Source organism: Curtobacterium sp. MMLR14_002 (assembly GCF_001864975.1).
Taxonomy (GTDB): Bacteria; Actinomycetota; Actinomycetes; order Actinomycetales; family Microbacteriaceae; genus Curtobacterium; species Curtobacterium flaccumfaciens.
Genome location: NZ_MJGT01000051.1, coordinates 31,310 through 47,879 on the forward strand (window position 1 = coordinate 31,310; position 16,570 = coordinate 47,879).

The 16,570-nt window shown below is 73.1% G+C and carries 7 protein-coding genes; all 7 read right to left on the minus strand.

The features are described 5' to 3' along the window. Positions 1-164: 164 nt before the first annotated feature. Complete coding sequence (locus tag BIU91_RS18505; RefSeq protein ID WP_071405014.1) at positions 165-1,319, minus strand: Rv2578c family radical SAM protein; 1,155 nt, start codon at positions 1,317-1,319, stop codon at positions 165-167. Between the two features lie 58 nt (positions 1,320-1,377). Next, positions 1,378-2,865, minus strand: coding sequence for a malate:quinone oxidoreductase (locus BIU91_RS08215; RefSeq protein ID WP_084740886.1), 1,488 nt, complete (start codon positions 2,863-2,865; stop codon positions 1,378-1,380). Between the two features lie 98 nt (positions 2,866-2,963). Next, on the minus strand, positions 2,964-4,016 hold the full coding sequence (locus BIU91_RS08220; RefSeq protein ID WP_071405015.1) for an aspartate-semialdehyde dehydrogenase: 1,053 nt from the start codon (positions 4,014-4,016) through the stop codon (positions 2,964-2,966). Between the two features lie 43 nt (positions 4,017-4,059). After that, positions 4,060-5,325, minus strand: a complete 1,266-nt coding sequence (locus BIU91_RS08225) for an aspartate kinase (protein WP_017888681.1) — start codon at positions 5,323-5,325, stop codon at positions 4,060-4,062. Positions 5,326-5,441: 116 nt separating this feature from the next. Next, positions 5,442-6,041 (minus strand): recombination mediator RecR, encoded by a 600-nt coding sequence (gene recR / locus BIU91_RS08230; protein WP_017888680.1) that lies wholly within the window; start codon positions 6,039-6,041, stop codon positions 5,442-5,444. After that, positions 6,041-8,785: a DNA polymerase III subunit gamma and tau gene (locus tag BIU91_RS08235; RefSeq protein ID WP_071405016.1), complete on the minus strand. Its 2,745-nt coding sequence runs from the start codon at positions 8,783-8,785 to the stop codon at positions 6,041-6,043. The genes recR and BIU91_RS08235 overlap by 1 nt, the downstream gene beginning before the upstream one ends. Positions 8,786-8,949: 164 nt before the next feature. Next, positions 8,950-16,554, minus strand: a complete 7,605-nt coding sequence (locus BIU91_RS08240) for a choice-of-anchor G family protein (RefSeq protein ID WP_071405017.1) — start codon at positions 16,552-16,554, stop codon at positions 8,950-8,952. Between the last annotated feature and the right edge of the window lie 16 nt (positions 16,555-16,570).

Genomic DNA, 16,570 nt, shown 5'->3' on the forward strand with positions numbered 1-16,570 from the left:
GATCCTTCCGGGTGGCGAGGGCGCCGTCCACGATCCAACCACCGGAGCAGCGGCCGTGTACCCCGAATCCGGGGCCGTGCGGCGACCCGCACGATGATAGCGGCCCGGACCGGGGTCTTGCTGTCCCCCGAACGTGGACCGGACACGACCCGGACGGACGCCCCTCAGAACAGCGTCTGCGCCGGAGCCGGCCGGAGCAGCCGCTGGTCGAACCCGGGGTCGGCGCGCTTCAGCGGTGACACCGTCGGCACCGACTGCTCCTGCGGCAGCGCCTGCGGCCCGCCCGTGCCCAGCCCCTGCGGCACGCCCGGCTGCAGCGTCCGCGGTTCCGAGAAGCCCATCGACCCCGTCGCCGGGTCCACTCGCCCCAGTCCGACCCCGTGCGCCGCCAGGATCGGGCGGATGCGCTCCGACAGCCACAGTCGGTAGTCCTTCGGCGCGTAGGTGTTGTCGAGGTACATCGCGCGGTACCGCTGCACCAGGTCGGGTCGCTCGCGGCCGAGCCACTCGAACCACCACGGCTTGACGCCCGGCCGCAGGTGCAGCGCCGAGTACATGATGCTCGTCGCGCCGGCCGCGGTCGCCCGACCGATGGCGTCGTCGAGGTGCGCCCGGGTGTCGGTGATGTACGGCAGCACCGGCATCAGGAACACGGCGCAGTCGAGCCCCGCGTCGCGGATGGCCCGCACGGTCGCCAGCCGGGCCGACGTCGTCGGGGTGCCGGACTCGACCGACTGCTGCAGCGAGTCGTCGTACACGGCGATCGACATCGCGAGGTCGACAGGCACCACCTTCGCCGCCTCGGCCAGCAGCGGCAGGTCTCGGCGCAGCAGCGTGCCCTTCGTCAGGATGCTGAACGGGGTGCGCGACTCCGCCAGCGCCTCGATCACCCCGGGCATCAGCCGGTACCGCCCCTCGGCCCGCTGGTACGGGTCGGTGTTCGTGCCGAGCGCCACCGGGTGGCGGTCCCACGAGGGCTTGCCGAGCTCACGACGCAGCACGTCGGCGACGTTCGTCTTCACCACGATCTGCTGGTCGAAGTCGGCGCCGCCGTCGAACTCCAAGTAGGTGTGGGTCGGGCGGGCGAAGCAGTACACGCAGGCGTGGCTGCACCCGCGGTACGGGTTGATCGTCCAGCCGTACGTGCCCGACCCGTCCGCGCTCGGCACCCGGTTCAGGGCGCTCTTCGCGAGGACCTCGTGGAAGGTCACCCCGGCGAACTCGGGCGTCGTCACGCTCCGGACGAACCCGCTGTTCGATTCCATCCCGGGCAGCGCGTCGCTCTGCTCGGCGTCGATCGCCTGTCCACTCCACCGCATGCCGCCATTCGAACACACGTTCGAACAGACCGCAAACCGGCGCGGGCCACGACAGGCCTCAGTGGTGCAGGCCGAGCACCTTCGCGGTGCGCTCGAGCGTGGCGTCGGCCAGAGCCGGGTCGTCCCCGAGGTCCTGCCCGTAGGTCGGCACCATCGCGCTGACGTCGTCCTGCCAGCTGTCCCACCGGTCCGGGAAGCACCGGCGCAGCATCGTGAGCATGATCGGCACGGCGGTCGAGGCACCCGGCGACGCTCCGAGCAGGCCGGCGATCGAGCCGTCGGCGGCGGTGATGACCTCGGTGCCGAACTGCAGCACACCGCCCTTGTCCTTGTCGGGCTTGATCACCTGGACGCGCTGCCCCGCGGTGATGCGGTGCCAGTTCTCGGGCTCGGCGCTCGGCATGAAGTCGCGGAGCGCCTCGAACTTGGTGTGCTTCGACGCGAGGAGCTGGCCGACCAGGTAGCGGACCAGGTCGAAGTTCGAGAACGCGACGCTCAGCATCGGGCGGAGGTTGTGCGGTCGGATCGAGCGGAACAGGTCGAGGACCGAGCCCTGCTTCAGGAACTTCGGGCTGAACCCGGCGTACGGCCCGAACATCAGCGACGACCCACCGTCGACGATGCGGGTGTCGAGGTGCGGCACCGACATCGGCGGGGCACCGACGCTGGCCTTGCCGTAGACCTTGGCGGAGTGCTTCTGCACCACCTCGGGGTCGTCGGTGCGCAGGAACTCGCCCGACACCGGGAAGCCGCCGTAGCCGCGGATCTCCGGGATGCCGGACTTCTGCAACAGGTGCAGGGCTCCGCCACCGGCGCCGACGAAGACGAACTTCGCGGCGATGCGCTGCGTCGACCGGCCGATCTCGTTGCGCACGTTGAGCACCCAGCCCTCGGACACCTTCGAGCGGGTCAGGTTGGTGACCTGGTGCGAGGGTTCGAACTCGACACCGTCGATCTCGAGCTGGTCGAAGAGCTGGCGGGTGAGCGACCCGAAGTCGACGTCCGAGCCGGCTGCCGAGTAGGTCGCCGCGATCGGCTGGTCCTTCTTGCGGCCGGGGATGAGCGCCGGTGCCCACTTCCGGATCTGCGCCGGGTCGTCCGAGAACTCGATGCCCGCGAAGAGCGGGTGGTCCCGCATGGCCTCGTACCGGGCGCGCATGTAGGCGACGTTGGCCTCGCCCCAGACGAACGAGATGTGCGGCGTGGGGTTGATGAAGTTCGACGGCTCCGGCAGCACACCAGTCTCGACGAGGTGCGCCCAGAACTGCCGCGAGACCTGGAACTGCTCGTTCACCGTGACGGCCTTCGCGATGTCGACGCGACCGTCCGGCAGTTCCGGCGTGTAGTTCAGCTCGCACAGTGCCGAGTGCCCGGTGCCCGCGTTGTTCCACGGGTTCGAGGACTCCTGCGCCACCGTGCCGAGCCGCTCGTACACGCGGATCTTCCAGCTGGGCTCGAGCTTGTGGATGATGGCCCCGAGCGTGGCACTCATGATGCCTCCGCCGATCAGGACGACGTCGATGGGGTCCACCTGCTGCTCTGCCACCCGTCGATCCTACCGGCGGCACCCGACAGACGGACAGGAGGCCCGTGGCGGTGTCGCCACGGGCCTCCTGTCCGTCTGCTGGTCGCGCTCGGGGCGCGCTACGCGTCGACGGAGCGGCGCGCGACGATCGTCTCAGCGATCTGCACCGCGTTGAGCGCGGCGCCCTTCCGCAGGTTGTCGTTGCTGACGAACAGGACGAGGCCGCGGCCCTCGGGCGCGGACTGGTCGGCGCGGATGCGGCCGACGAACGCCGGGTCCTGGCCGGCGGCCTGCAGCGGGGTCGGGACGTCGGAGAGCTCGACTCCGGGTGCGCTCGACAGGATCTCGGTCGCACGCTCGGGCGAGAGCGGACGCTCGAACTCGGCGTGCACCGAGATGGAGTGCCCGGTGAACACGGGAACGCGCACGCAGGTGCCGGCCACGAGCAGGTCGGGGAGCTCGAGGATCTTCCGGCTCTCGTTCCGGAGCTTCTTCTCCTCGTCGGTCTCGCCCAGGCCGTCCTCGACGATGCTGCCGGCGAGCGGCACGACGTCGAAGGCGATCGGGCGGACGTACTTGACGGGCTCGGGGAACGTCACGGCGGATCCGTCGTGCGTCAGCGCCGCGGTGTCCTGCTCGAGCGCGGCCTTCGCCTGGCCCAGGAGTTCCTCGACCCCGGCGAGCCCGGAACCCGAGACCGCCTGGTAGGTCGTGGCGACGAGTCGGCGGAGCCCGGACTCGGTGTCGAGCACCTTGAGCACCGGCATGATCGCCATGGTCGTGCAGTTCGGGTTCGCGATGATGCCCTTCGGCGCCTGGTCGATGGCGTGCGGGTTCACCTCGCTCACGACGAGCGGGACGTCGGGGTCCATGCGCCAGGCGCTCGAGTTGTCGACGACGAGTGCCCCGGCGGCGGCGAACTTCGGCGCGAGGGCCCGCGAGGCCGTGGCCCCGGCGGAGAACAGCGCGATGTCGATGCCGGACGGGTCGGCGAGCTCGGAGTCCTCGACCACGATCTGCTCGCCGCGGAACGGCAGCGTCGTGCCGGCGGAACGGGCGCTCGCGAAGAAGCGGACCCGGTCGGCCGGGAACGCGCGCTCTTCGAGCAGGCGACGCATCACGGCGCCGACCTGGCCGGTGGCGCCGACGACGGCGACGGTGAGGGTGCTCATGCGGTGCTCCTGGTGGTTCAGCGGATCGACGGGTCGGCGGGCGTCAGCGGCCGGTGCCGGCGTAGACGACGGCCTCGGCGTCGGCGTCGAGGCCGAACGCGCTGTGCACGACGCGCATCGCCTCGTTCAGGGTGTCGGCGCGGGTGACGACCGAGATGCGGATCTCGGACGTGGAGATCATCTCGATGTTGATCGACGCATCGTGCAGGGCGCGGAACAGCTGCGCCGAGACGCCGGCGTTCGTGCGCATGCCGGCGCCGACCAGGGCGAGCTTGCCGATCTGGTCGTCGTACTGGATGCTCTCGTAGCCGATGTCGGCCTTCGCGACCTCGAGCGCCGTCAGCACGGTCTGGCCCTGGTCCTTCGGCAGGGTGAACGAGATGTCCGTCCGCCCGGTCGACGCCGCCGACACGTTCTGGACGATCATGTCGATGTTCGCCCCGGCGCGTGCCACGTTGGTGAAGATCTCGGCGGCCTTGCCCGGCTGGTCCGGGACCCCCACGACGGTGATCTTGCCCTCGGAGAGGTCTCCGGCGATCCCGGTGATGATCGGTTCTTCCACGGTTTCCCCCTCGGCAGGGTTGTAGACGATGGTGCCCTCGTTGTTGTTGAACGAGGACCGGACGTGCAGGGTGACGCCGTGCCGCCGGGCGTACTCGACGGCGCGGATGTACAGGACCTTGGCACCCGAGGCTGCGAGCTCGAGCATCTCCTCGCTGGTGACGCGGTCGACCTTGCGGGCCTTCGGTACGACGCGGGGGTCGGCGGTGAAGATGCCGTCGACGTCGGTGTAGATCTCGCAGACGTCGGCGTCGAGTGCTGCGGCGAGGGCGACGGCGGTGGTGTCCGAGCCGCCGCGGCCGAGCGTGGTGATCTCGCCCGTGGTGCGGTTGAAGCCCTGGAACCCGGCGACGATCGCGACGTGGCCGGAGTCGAGCGCCTCGCGCACGCGCTTCGGGGTGACGTCGACGATGCGGGCCTTGCCGTGCTGGGCGTCGGTGAGCATGCCGGCCTGGCTGCCGGTGTAGGACGACGCTTCGACCCCGAGGCTCTTGATCGCCATCGCGAGCAGCGCCATCGAGATGCGCTCCCCCGCGGTCAGGAGCATGTCGAGCTCACGGCCGGCGGGGATCGGCGTGACGGAGTGCGCCAGGTCGACGAGTTCGTCGGTGGTGTCGCCCATCGCCGACACCGCCACGACCACGTCGTTGCCGGCCTTCTTCGTCTCGACGATCCGCTTCGCCACGCGCTTGATGCTCTCGGCGTCCGCGACGGATGAACCACCGAACTTCTGCACGATCAAGGCCACTGGCTGGTACTCCCGGAGACGGCGACACCGCGAGGTCTCGCGGTCTCACAATGGTAGTCGGTGTTTCGGGGATGTTGCGTGCGAGCGGGCCCCGACGCAAGGATCCTGCGTGGCGGTCAGCCGCCGACGACGCGGCGCCCTTCGAAGGCACGACCGAGCGTGACCTCGTCGGCGTACTCCAGGTCGCCGCCGACCGGCAGCCCCGACGCGAGCCGGGTGGTGCGGATGCCCATCGGGACGAGCAGCCGGCTGAGGTAGGTCGCCGTCGCCTCGCCCTCGAGGTTGGGGTCGGTCGCGATGATGACCTCGGCCACGGTGCCGTCGGCCAGGCGCGTCATGAGCTGCTGGATGCGGAGGTCGTCCGGACCGATGCCGTCGATCGGGCTGATCGCCCCGCCGAGAACGTGGTACAGCCCGCGGAACTCCCGGGTGCGCTCGATCGCCGCGACGTCCTTCGCCTCTTCCACGACGCAGATCGTCGCCGGCGAGCGGCGCGGGTCGCGGCAGATGCTGCACTGGACGTTCTCGGTGACGTTGCCGCAGATCTCGCAGAAGCGGACCCGCTCCTTGACGTCGGCGAGCAGCTCGGACAGCCGGCTCGGGTCGAACGACTCGGTCTGCAGGATGTGGAAGGCGATGCGCTGCGCCGACTTCGGGCCGATGCCGGGCAGGCGACCGAACTCGTCGATGAGGTCCTGGACGATCCCGTCGTACATCAGGCACCGTCCTGGTGGAGAGCGGTCTCCTCGATGAACTGGGCGTTGAGGATCTCACGCACGACGGCCTCGCCGTACCGGCCGGCGACCGGGGCGCGGCGTGCGGGCGGTGCGGTGCGCGCGGGAGCGGCGGCGGGCTGGGCCGCACGCTGCGGGGCGGCCTGCTGCGTGGGGGCTGCCGGCGCGGCGGCTGCGGGTGCTGCTGGCGCTGCGACGCGTCCGATCCCCGGGTCGGGGAACGGGGCGCCGTCGTCGTACGGTTCGTCGTCGAGCGGGTAGTCGTCGACCGGGACGCCCGGCACGACGGGACCGCCGGGAGGCACGGCTCCCGCTCCGGACGCCGCCTGCGGACCCGGGGTGGTCGGGCCGTCGGGCTGCCCGGCCGTGGCAGCGCCCGGTCGCGCGGGTGCGGCCGACGGTGCCGACTCGGCCGGCTGGGGCGTGCTCGTCTCGGCGGGGGCGACCGGCGCGGACGCCGGCACGGTGCCGAAGGGTGCTGCCCAGCTGGGCTCGACGGACTCCGGGACGGCGTCGGAGGTGGGGTCGCTGGCGGGGATCGTCGCGACCGCCCAGTCCGTCACCGGCGCTCCCGAGGGAGCGGGGGTCGGTTCGGCCGGTGCCTGGCCGCGCTGCGGGGCGGACGCGGTCGGCGCTGCCGTCGGCGCCGGGGCTGCCTTCGGCTCGGGTGCTGCCGACGCGGCCTTCGGCTCCGCGGCAGGGGCAGCCGTCGGCGTGGGCTCACCAGCGGATGCCGGTGCCGGGGACTCCGGTGCTGCGGGCTCGGGCGTTGGGGTCGGGGTCGGGGTCGGGGTCGCGGCGGCGGCGGGCGCCGGCGCAGCGGAGGCCGGACGCTGGGCCGGTGCGGCCTGCTGTGCCGGAGCCGACTGCTGCTGCTGCTGGGGACGCTGCTGCTGTCCGGGCCCGCGGGCGACGAACTTCACGCGCAGACCGAGGACGTCCACGATGGCGGCGCGCAGCAGTTCGCTGACGCTCGCCGAGGGGTCGGACATCTCCTTGAACGAGGCGACGTCCTGCTGACTCGGGAACGTCAGCGTCAGCACGTCGTCGCGGAGCGCGGTGACCTGCGCCGTGACGACCACCGACCACGCCGAACGCTTGGCGTGCTGCACGTGCTCGACGATCTGCGGCCAGGAGTCGCGCATCTGCTGGAAGCCGACGGCACCGACGGTCCGGACGGCGGGCTCGTCACCGATCGTCGTGCCCTGACCGGTGGACGACGGGCTGACCGGCTCGGCCGCGGGCTTCGAGGGCTCGGGCTTCGCGGGCTCGGTCGAGGTCTGTCCGGGCGCTCCAGGAGTGCTCGGAGCGACCGCTGCCCACGACGCTGCGGCGTCACGGGCCACGGCTCCGGAGTCGGCCTGCGGCGCGGCGGGCTGCTCGACGGGACGCTCGGGCCTCGCACGCGCCGCTGCCGGAGCGGGCGTCGGGGCGAGGGAGGGAGCAGGCGCTGCGGGAGCCGCGGCTGCCGGCTGCTCACGACGCGGTGCAGCGGCGACGGCGGGAGCGGACTGCTCGCCGGCGCCGGCCTGGTGTCCACCGGCGTCGTGCCCGCCAACGTCGCCCACCCCGACACGACGTTCCAGGCGCTCGACGCGGGCGAGGGCTCCGCGCTGGGTGTCGTCGGCCTCGGGCACGAGCATCCGGGCCGTCATGAGCTCGAGGTGCAACCGGGGCGAGGTCGCGCCGGTCATCTCGGTGAGGGCCCGGTTCGCGATGTCGGCGGAACGGGAGAGCCCGGTCGCGCCGAAGACCCCGGCCTGGCGGCTCATGGTGTCGAGTTCTTCCGGCGAGACCCCGCGCAGGACGGCGGCGGCGCTCTCGTTCGTCGCCGCGACGACGATCAGGTCGCGCAGGCGCTCGAGCAGGTCCTCGACGAAGCGGCGGGGGTCCTGTCCGGTCTGCACGACGCGGTCGATCGCGGCGAACGCGGACGCCGGGTCGGCGACGGCCAGGGCGTCGACGACGTCGTCGAGCAGGGCGGCGTCGGTGTAGCCGAGCAGGGCCACGGCACGCTCGTAGGCGATCGCACCGTCTTCGCTGCCGGCCATCAGCTGGTCGAGCAGCGACAGGGTGTCACGGACGGATCCACCGCCGGCACGCACCACCAGGGGCAGGACGCCGGGGGCCACCGACACGGACTCCTGCGTGCAGAGCTGCTCGATGTACTCGAGCATCACCGCGGGCGGGACGAGCCGGAACGGGTAGTGGTGGGTGCGCGACCGGATGGTGCCGATGACCTTCTCGGGCTCGGTCGTCGCGAAGATGAACTTGACGTGCTCCGGCGGTTCCTCGACCAGCTTGAGCAGTGCGTTGAAGCCCTGCGGCGTCACCATGTGCGCTTCGTCGAGGATGAAGATCTTGTAGCGGTCGCGAGCCGGGGCGAACACGGCACGGTCGCGCAGGTCACGCGCGTCGTCGACACCGTTGTGGCTCGCGGCGTCGATCTCGATGACGTCGAGCGAACCGCTGCCGTCGCGGGCGAGTTCCACGCAGCTCGGGCAGACGCCGCACGGGGTGTCGGTCGGGCCCTCGGCGCAGTTCAGGCAGCGCGCGAGGATGCGGGCCGAGGTCGTCTTGCCGCAGCCACGGGGCCCGCTGAACAGGTAGGCGTGGTTGACGCGGTTCGTGCGGAGCGCCGTGCGGAGCGGGTCGGTGACCTGCGACTGCCCGATCAGCTCGGCGAAGTTCTCGGGCCGGTAACGGCGATACAGGGCGGTGACCACGCGACAAGGGTAGCCGTCACGACCGACAACCCGCGTGCCCGTCCACAGGTCGTCCCGCCGGGCCGGACCACCCGTCGGCGGTGGGCCGAGCGCCCGGACGGCACCGCGCCTCCCGTCCGTCTGGTCGACGGGCGGGAGGCGCGGTGTGTGACGCTGGTGCGGACTCAGCCGCGGGTGCGGCGACGGAGCCTGCCGGCGAGGCGGGAGAGCCCCAGCAGCAGGAACCCGAGGGCCACCAGGCCCGCCGCGGTGCCGGCGATCGGGACGACGTCCGCGCCGGTCCAGGCGAGGGCACCGGTGCCGTTGCCGGAGCCACCGATCCCGGTGCCGGAGCCGTTCCCGGAGCCACCGCCGATGCCGGTGCCGGTCCCGGTGCCGGAGCCGCCGCCGGTCCCCGGCGTCCCGGGCAGACCGGGTGCACCCGGCGTTCCGGGCGTTCCGGGCGTTCCGGGCGTCCCCGGGGTGCCGGGCGTGCCCGGTTCCTCCGGGTCGACGGCGTCGTCCATCACCATGACGCGGACCATCTGCGCCTGCGAGGTGAACCCGCCGACCGACTGGGTGACCCGCAGCATGTGCACGCCGACCGGCAACCAGACGGTGGTCGCCCACTCGCCGTCGTCGTCGACCGTCGTCGCGACCGCGTCGCGCCCCATCGGCTGCACGGTGACGGTCGCGCCGGGCTCGGCGGTTCCAGTGACCATCCAGTCGACCCCGCCGTCCTCGTCCGCCATCTGCTGCTCACCCGGGGTGGGCGAGGTGACCGCGAGCGGCTCCAGGGTGTCGATCACGATCGGCACCTGCGGCGCTGCCGAGGTCGTGCCGTTCACCGACTGCGTGGCGCTGATCGTCCACTCCCCCTCGGGGACGCGCTCGAACACGACGCTCCACGCACCCTCGTCGTCGGCGGTGGTGGTGCGGACCTGCCCGGTGGACAGGGTCACCGTCACCGCGGCGCCGGGGGTGGCCTGACCGGTCACCGTGAACGAGCCGGTGTCCCCGAAGCCGTCCGCCTGGATCAGCTGCCCGGGGTCGGGGCTCGTGATGACGATGCCCGTCTCCTGCGCGGCGACGACCGTGACGTCGGCGGTCACCGGGTCGGAGGTCCGACCGCCGACCGTCTGCGTCACCGACACCGTGTGGTCCCCGAGGGGGACACCACCGATCGTGACCGTCCACGAACCGTCGTCGCCGGCGGTCGTCGTGGCGGTCCGGCCGTCGACGTCGACCGTGACGGTCGCGCCGGGCTCGGCGGTGCCGCTGACCGGGACCGACGTCGTCGACCCCGTGGTCGGGAACGCCTGGCCGTCGGTCGGGCTCGAGATGACGACCGGCGTCGCGGCCGTCACGGTGAAGCCGACCTGCGGGGCGTCGGTGGTGGCACCGTCGACCGTCTGGCTGGCGGCGACCGTGTGGGATCCCTCGGCGACGTCCCGCACCGTCACGGACCACGTACCGTCGTCGTCCGCGGTCGTGGTGACCGCGGTGCCGTCGTCGATGCGGACCGAGACGGCGGCGTTCGGTGCGGAGGTACCGGTCACGCGCACGTCGGTCGAACCGCCGAGCACCCGGTAGTCGGTGCCGTCGGCCGGGCTGGTCACAACGATCGCGTCCGCGGCGGCGACCACGACGGTCACGTCGCGCTCGATCGGGTCGGACGTCGTGCCGTTCACGACCTGGGTGACGACGAGCGTGTGCTCGCCCGCCGGCACGTCGGTCAGCGTGGTCTCCCACCGCCCGTCGGTGCCGACACGCACCACGACCGGGTCGGCGTCGTCGAGGACGACGCGGACCGACGCGCCGGGCTGGCCCTCGCCGCCGACCGGGACGGTCGCGGTGGGTTCGGTGCTCGGCACGGTGAACGTGGTGTCGTCCGCCGGGGCGGTGACCGTCAGCGCCGCACCGGGGGCGACGGTGAAGGTGCTGCGCACCGCCGTGGACGTCGAGCCGTCGACCGTCTGGGTCGCACGGATCGTGTGCTCGCCGACGGTGGTGTCCGGCAGGTCGACGCTCCAGGTACCGGCGTCGGTCGCGGTCACGGTCCGGGCGTCGCCGCCGTCGATCGTGACACGGACCTCGGCACCGGGCTCGGCAGCCCCCGCGGCGGTGAGGGTCGCGACGGAGTCACGCTGGGCGACCCGGATCGTGGTGCCGTCCGCCGGGGTGGCGATCGTGATCGGGTCGGCGACGAGGACGCGGACGTCCACCGTCACCGGCGCGGACTCGGTGCCGTCGATGCGCTGCGTGACGCTCACGGTCGTCGTGCCGGCCGGCACACCGGGGACCGAGACGCTCCACGCGCCGTCGTCGTCCGCGGTGGTCGACTCGGTGCGACCGTCGCCCAGGTCGACCACGATGGTCGCGCCCGGCTCGGCGGTGCCGGCGACGTCGACCGTCGTCGTGCCGTCCCCGTCGGCGACCGTGTACTCCTGGTCGGCCGTCGGCTCGGTGATGACGACGGGCGCGCCCGCCTCGATCTCGAAGGTCGTCTCGACCGGCGTGGTCGAGGTCGAGCCGTCCACGGTCTGCGTCACCTCGACGGTGTGCTCGCCGACACCGAGGTCCGGCACGTCGACGCTCCACGAGCCGTCGTCACCGGCGGTGACCTCGACGGGGTCGCGGTCGTCGACGGTGACCGTCACCGTGGCGCCGGGCTGGGCGTCACCGGCGACCGTCACGGTCGTCGTCGCGTCGCCGTCGGCCACCGTGATCGGGTCGTCGCCGGGCTCACGGATGGTGAGGTCCGCGGCGGCGACCACGGACACCGGTCGTTCGACCGCCGCACTCGTGGTGCCGTTCAGGGCCTGCGTGACCGAGGCCGTGAACGAACCGGTGGGCACGTCCTCGACCGTGGTCGCCCAGCGGCCGTCCTCGTCCACGGTCGCCGTGGCGGTCCCGCCGTCGCCGAGGTCGACCGTGACGGTCGCGCCCGGCTCACCGGTGCCCGCGAAGTCGACCCCGGTGGTGGCGTCGTCGTCCGCCACCGTGACGGTGGTGGCACCCCGCGGGGTGGACACGACGAGCGGGGCTCCGGCACGGACCGACACCGCCGCCGTCACCGGCGTCGAGGTCTGCCCGCCGACGACCTGCGTCGCGGTGACGCGGTGGTCACCGACCGGGACGTCCTGGAAGGTGGTCTCCCACCGGCCGTCCTCGTCCGCGGTCACCGTCTCGGTCTCGCCGGTCGAGATCCGGACCGTCACCTCGGCGTCGGGCTGCGCCCGACCGGTCACCTCGACGTCGGCGGTGCCGGACGTGTCGGCGACCGTCAGGACGTCGCCGTCCTCCGGGGTCACGATGGCGAGCGCGGTCCCGGCCCGCACCGTGACGGTCTGGTCCGGACTGGAGGCGGTGGTCCCGCCGACCGTCTGGCTGGCGGTGAGCGTCGGGGTGCCGACACCGACCCCACCGAACGTGACCGTCCAGTCGCCGTCCGCGTCCGCGGTGGTGGTCGCCTCGTCGTCGCCGAGTCGCACCGTCACCGGCGCGCCCGGCTCGGCCGAACCCGTGACGACGACGTCGCGCGTCGCGTCCGCGTCCGGCACGAGCAGGACCGCGTCGGTCCCCGGTGCGGTGATCGTGACGGCGTCGGCGGCCTCGATCGTGACCGTGCGCTCGACCGGGTCGGAGGTGCGCGGGTCGGAGACGGTGCCGGCCAGGGTCTGCGTGACCTCGACCTTGTGCTCGTCGACGCCGAGGTCGGGGAACGTGACCGACCACGTGCCGTCGGCACCGACCGTCGTCTCCTGGTCCTCGGAGCCGGCGAGGGTCGCCGTGACCGCGGCGCCGGGCTGGCCGGTGCCGGTGACCGTGACGTCGCGCACGACGTCCGGTCCGGCGACCGTGATCGGGTCCGTGGCCGGACCGGTGATCGTCAGCGCGTTGGCCGTGACGACCTCGAAGGTGATCGGGACGGCGCTCGTCACGACGTCCTCGACCTCCTGACTCGCGGACGCCGTGTACACGCCGGTCGGGGCGAGACCGGTGGCGTCGACCGCCCAGCGTCCGTCGTCGTCAGCCGTGGTGGTGAACCGGGTGCCGGGGCCGACCGAGACGGTCACCGCGGCGCCGGGCTCGGCCGTGCCGGTGATCCGGACGGTCGCGGTGGCGTCGGCGTCGACCACGACGAAGCGTGCGCCGCTCGCCGGGGTGTCGATGACGATGGCGTTGCCGGGGACCACGGTGAAGTCACGCGTGACCACCGGGCCGTCGGTGCCGTTCACGGTCTGCACGGCCTCGACGGTGTGCTCACCGATGCCGAGCTGCGTGGTCGGGAGCTCCCAGTTGCCGGCCGTGTCCGCGACGACCTCGACGGGGGCGCCCTCGTCGATCGTGACGGCGACGGTCGCGCCGGGCTCCGCGGTGCCGCGGACGACCACGTTGGCCTGACCGCCGGTGCCGGCGGGGACCTGCTGGGCGTCACCCGGTGCCACGATGACGAGCTCGTCGCCGGCCTCGACCGCGAAGTCACGGTCGACCGGTGCCGAGGTCGCACCGTCGACGGTCTGGGTGACCGTCGCGGTGTGGTCGCCGGTGCCGACGTCGCTGAGGACCACCGACCAGGCGCCCTGCGGGTTCGCCGTGGTGGACACCACGTCGCCGTCGTCCAGGACGACCTCGATGCGGGCGCCGGGCTGCGCGGTGCCCCGCACGGTGACGTCGACGACGGAGTCGTCGGTGGCGACCGTGACGGTGGCGTCCTGCGCCGGAGCGGTGACGGCGAGCGGGGCGCCCGCCTGCACCGTGACGACCTGGCGGACGGCCGGCGAGGTGGTCCCGCCGACGGTCTGCGTCGCCGAGATCGTGTACCGACCGACCGGGACGTCGGTGACGGTGAGCGTCCAGGTGCCGTCGTCGTCGGCCGTCGTGGTGGCGGTCAGCCCGTCGCCGAGCGAGACCCGCACCTCGGCGCCGGCCTCGGCCGTGCCGGCCAGGTCGAGGTCGGTGGTGGTGTCGGCGTCGAGGACGGTGATGACGTCGCCGTCCTCGGGCGCGGTGATCGCGAGCGGGTCGCCCGCCTCGACGGTGAAGGTGGTCTCCACCGGGCCGGACGTGGTGCCGTCGACGCTCTGACGCGCCGTGGCGGTGCGGTCGCCGACCGGGACCCCCACGAACGTGGTCGTCCAGGCGCCGTCCTCGTCCGCGGTGACCGCGGCGGTGAAGGAACCACCGATGCCGACGGTGACCCGGGCGTTCGGGGCGGCCGAGCCGGACACCGTCACCGGGGTGGTCGAGCGCTCGTCGGCGACGGTGATGGTGCTGCCGTCGGCCGGCTCGTCGATGGTGAGCGCGGGGGCCGCCGTCACGGTGAAGTCCCGGGTGACCGCGGCGCTCGTGGTGCCGCCGACGGTCTGGGTGACCTCGGCCGAGTACTCCCCGGCCGGGACGTCCGTGACGCTCGTCGACCAGGTGCCGTCGGCGTTCGCGCGGGTGGTGGCGGTCAGGCCGTCACCGAGGTCGACGTCCACGCGGGCACCGGCCTGGGCACTGCCGGAGAACGGGACGGACCGGGTGTCGCCGGCGAGCGGGAAGTCCTGGTCCGCCGTGGGGGTGTCGACGGTCAGGCCGGCTGCGGCCACGACCCGGAAGGACCGGGTCACGGGTGCCGAGGTCGTGTCGCCGACGGTCTGCGTGACGCTCGCCGTCTGCTCGCCGACCGGGAGCTCGGGGACGGTGACGCTCCAGGCGCCGGCGTCGTCCGCCGTGCCCGTCGCGGTCACGCCGCCGCCGAGGTCGACGTTGATGCGCGCGTTCGCCGTCGCGGTGCCCGTCAGGGTGACCGGGGCGGTCTCCCCCGTGGTGGTGAAGGTCTGACCGGCCGTGGGGGTGGTGATCGTCAGTGCGCGCTGGGCGACGACGGAGAAGTCCTGCGTCGCGGTGCCTGCTGCCGTGCCGCCGACCGTCTGGGTCGCGGTCGCGGTGTACGCACCGGTGGGGACGTCGGCGATGGTCGTCGTCCAGGTCCCGTCGGCAGCGACGGTCGCGGTGCCGGTCAGGGTGCCGCCGAGGCTGACGGCCACGGCGGCGCCGGGCTCGCCGGCCCCGCTCACGACGACGCTGCGGGTCGAGGTCGCCGACGGCACGGTGAACTGCTGTCCGGCCGTGGGTGCCGTGATGGTCGGAGCCGCGAACGCCGCGGCGCGCACGGTCGAGGTGGCGAGGTCCACGGTGGCGACGTTCGCCCCGGGGAGCACGGAGAGCCGCAGGGCGTGCACGCTTCGCGATCCGGTGTCGTACCCGCGGGGCTCGCGGAAGCCGGTGGTGTCCTGCGCGTTCACGGTGAGGTCGATGACCTGGCGGAGCAGCAGCACGACGGGGCTCAGCAGGGTGGAGACGGCCGAGGTCGTCGCCGTGAGCGTCGTGCCGAGGTTCGTCAGGGCCGTGCCCGTCACCAGGGGACGCACGATGGTCTGCAGCGCCGGGATGACCACGGTGTTGACCGCCGGGGCGAGCAGGGTGCCGAGCGCGTTCAGCCCGAGGGGGCCACCGGTCGCGGTCACCGTCGCGGTGGCGGGCGATGTGCCGGCGAGGGCGCCGAGCGTGGTGTCCGCGCGCAGCGCGAGTCCGGCGAGCGGGAGGCCGGCCGCGTTGACGTTCGCGGTGACGTTCACCCGCACGGCGGTCGAGTTGATCGTGTTGACGACCGCGGTCTGCAGGGACGTCGGCAGCTGCGTGCCGAGGATCGTCGTGATGCTCCGGTTGATCGAGCTCACGGCCGCCTCGGTCAGCACCGGCGTGTTCGCCGGCTGGCCGTTCAGCGTGGTCAGCTGGTCGAGGTCGACCGTGATCGCGCCCGTCGCCGGTGTGATCGTCACGGCGCCGTCGGTCAGGGGTTCCTGCAGGACCCGGGTCAGGGTGTCGTCGAGGTTCAGGTCCACGGCCGCGGTGACGTTCGTGCCGTTGACGTTCACCAGGCCGAGGGTCGTGCCACGGAGCAGCCGCTGGATCTCGGCGGTCAGGGCGGTCGTGGTGCCGGCGAGGGCGCCGTTCGCGCCGACCGCGGAGTTCACCGTGCCCGAGAAGGTGCGCAGGTCGCTCCGGAGCGCGGTGCTGAGTCCGGCGACCGCCGGGCTCGTCAGGTTCAGGTCCGCGCCGGCGATCCGGTAGTCCGTCGTCGTCCCGACCGTGGTGCCGCGCGTCGCCTGGATCCGGGACGCCAGGGCCCCGACCCGCAGCTGCGCGTTCGACAGCACCGTGGTGTCGGCGCCGACGCGCGAGAACAGCGGGTTGAGGTCGAGCGTCGCGGCGCCGGTGCCGGACCCCGTGCCGACCCCGATGCCGCCGTCGTTCGTCAGGAGCCCCGACGACGCGGTCGCACCCGTGGCCGAGGTCGTGGCGTACTGGCCGTCGACGCCGAGGGTCAGGATGCCGTTCGGGCCCAGCAGGTTGACGTCGTTGCCGAGGTTCACCCCGACCGCGTTGAGCGCCGTCAGGTTGAGCGGCTGGTTCGTGGTGCCGCCGCCCGAGGTCGCGCCCCGCGCGGAGTACGCGCCGCCGAGCTGGGCGACCGCGTCGGCGTTCACGATGCCGGAGCCGCTGAGCAGCAGCCCCTCGGCCTCGGCGACGTCGGTCTGGGCGGCCGCAGCGGGTTGGATCGCCACGGTGGCGGCGATGAGCGCCGTCACCGTGGCGACGACGCCGCCGCGCAGGAGGAGCCGCCGACCGTCCGTCGCTCGTCCTCGAGCTCGGCCGTCGGCGCGGGTGATCCGTCGTGTCCGTTCGTCCGCTGCGGAGGGTACGGGGGTACCGGGCAGCGACGCGTGCCTGCGCATGCGTGTCTCTTTTCCT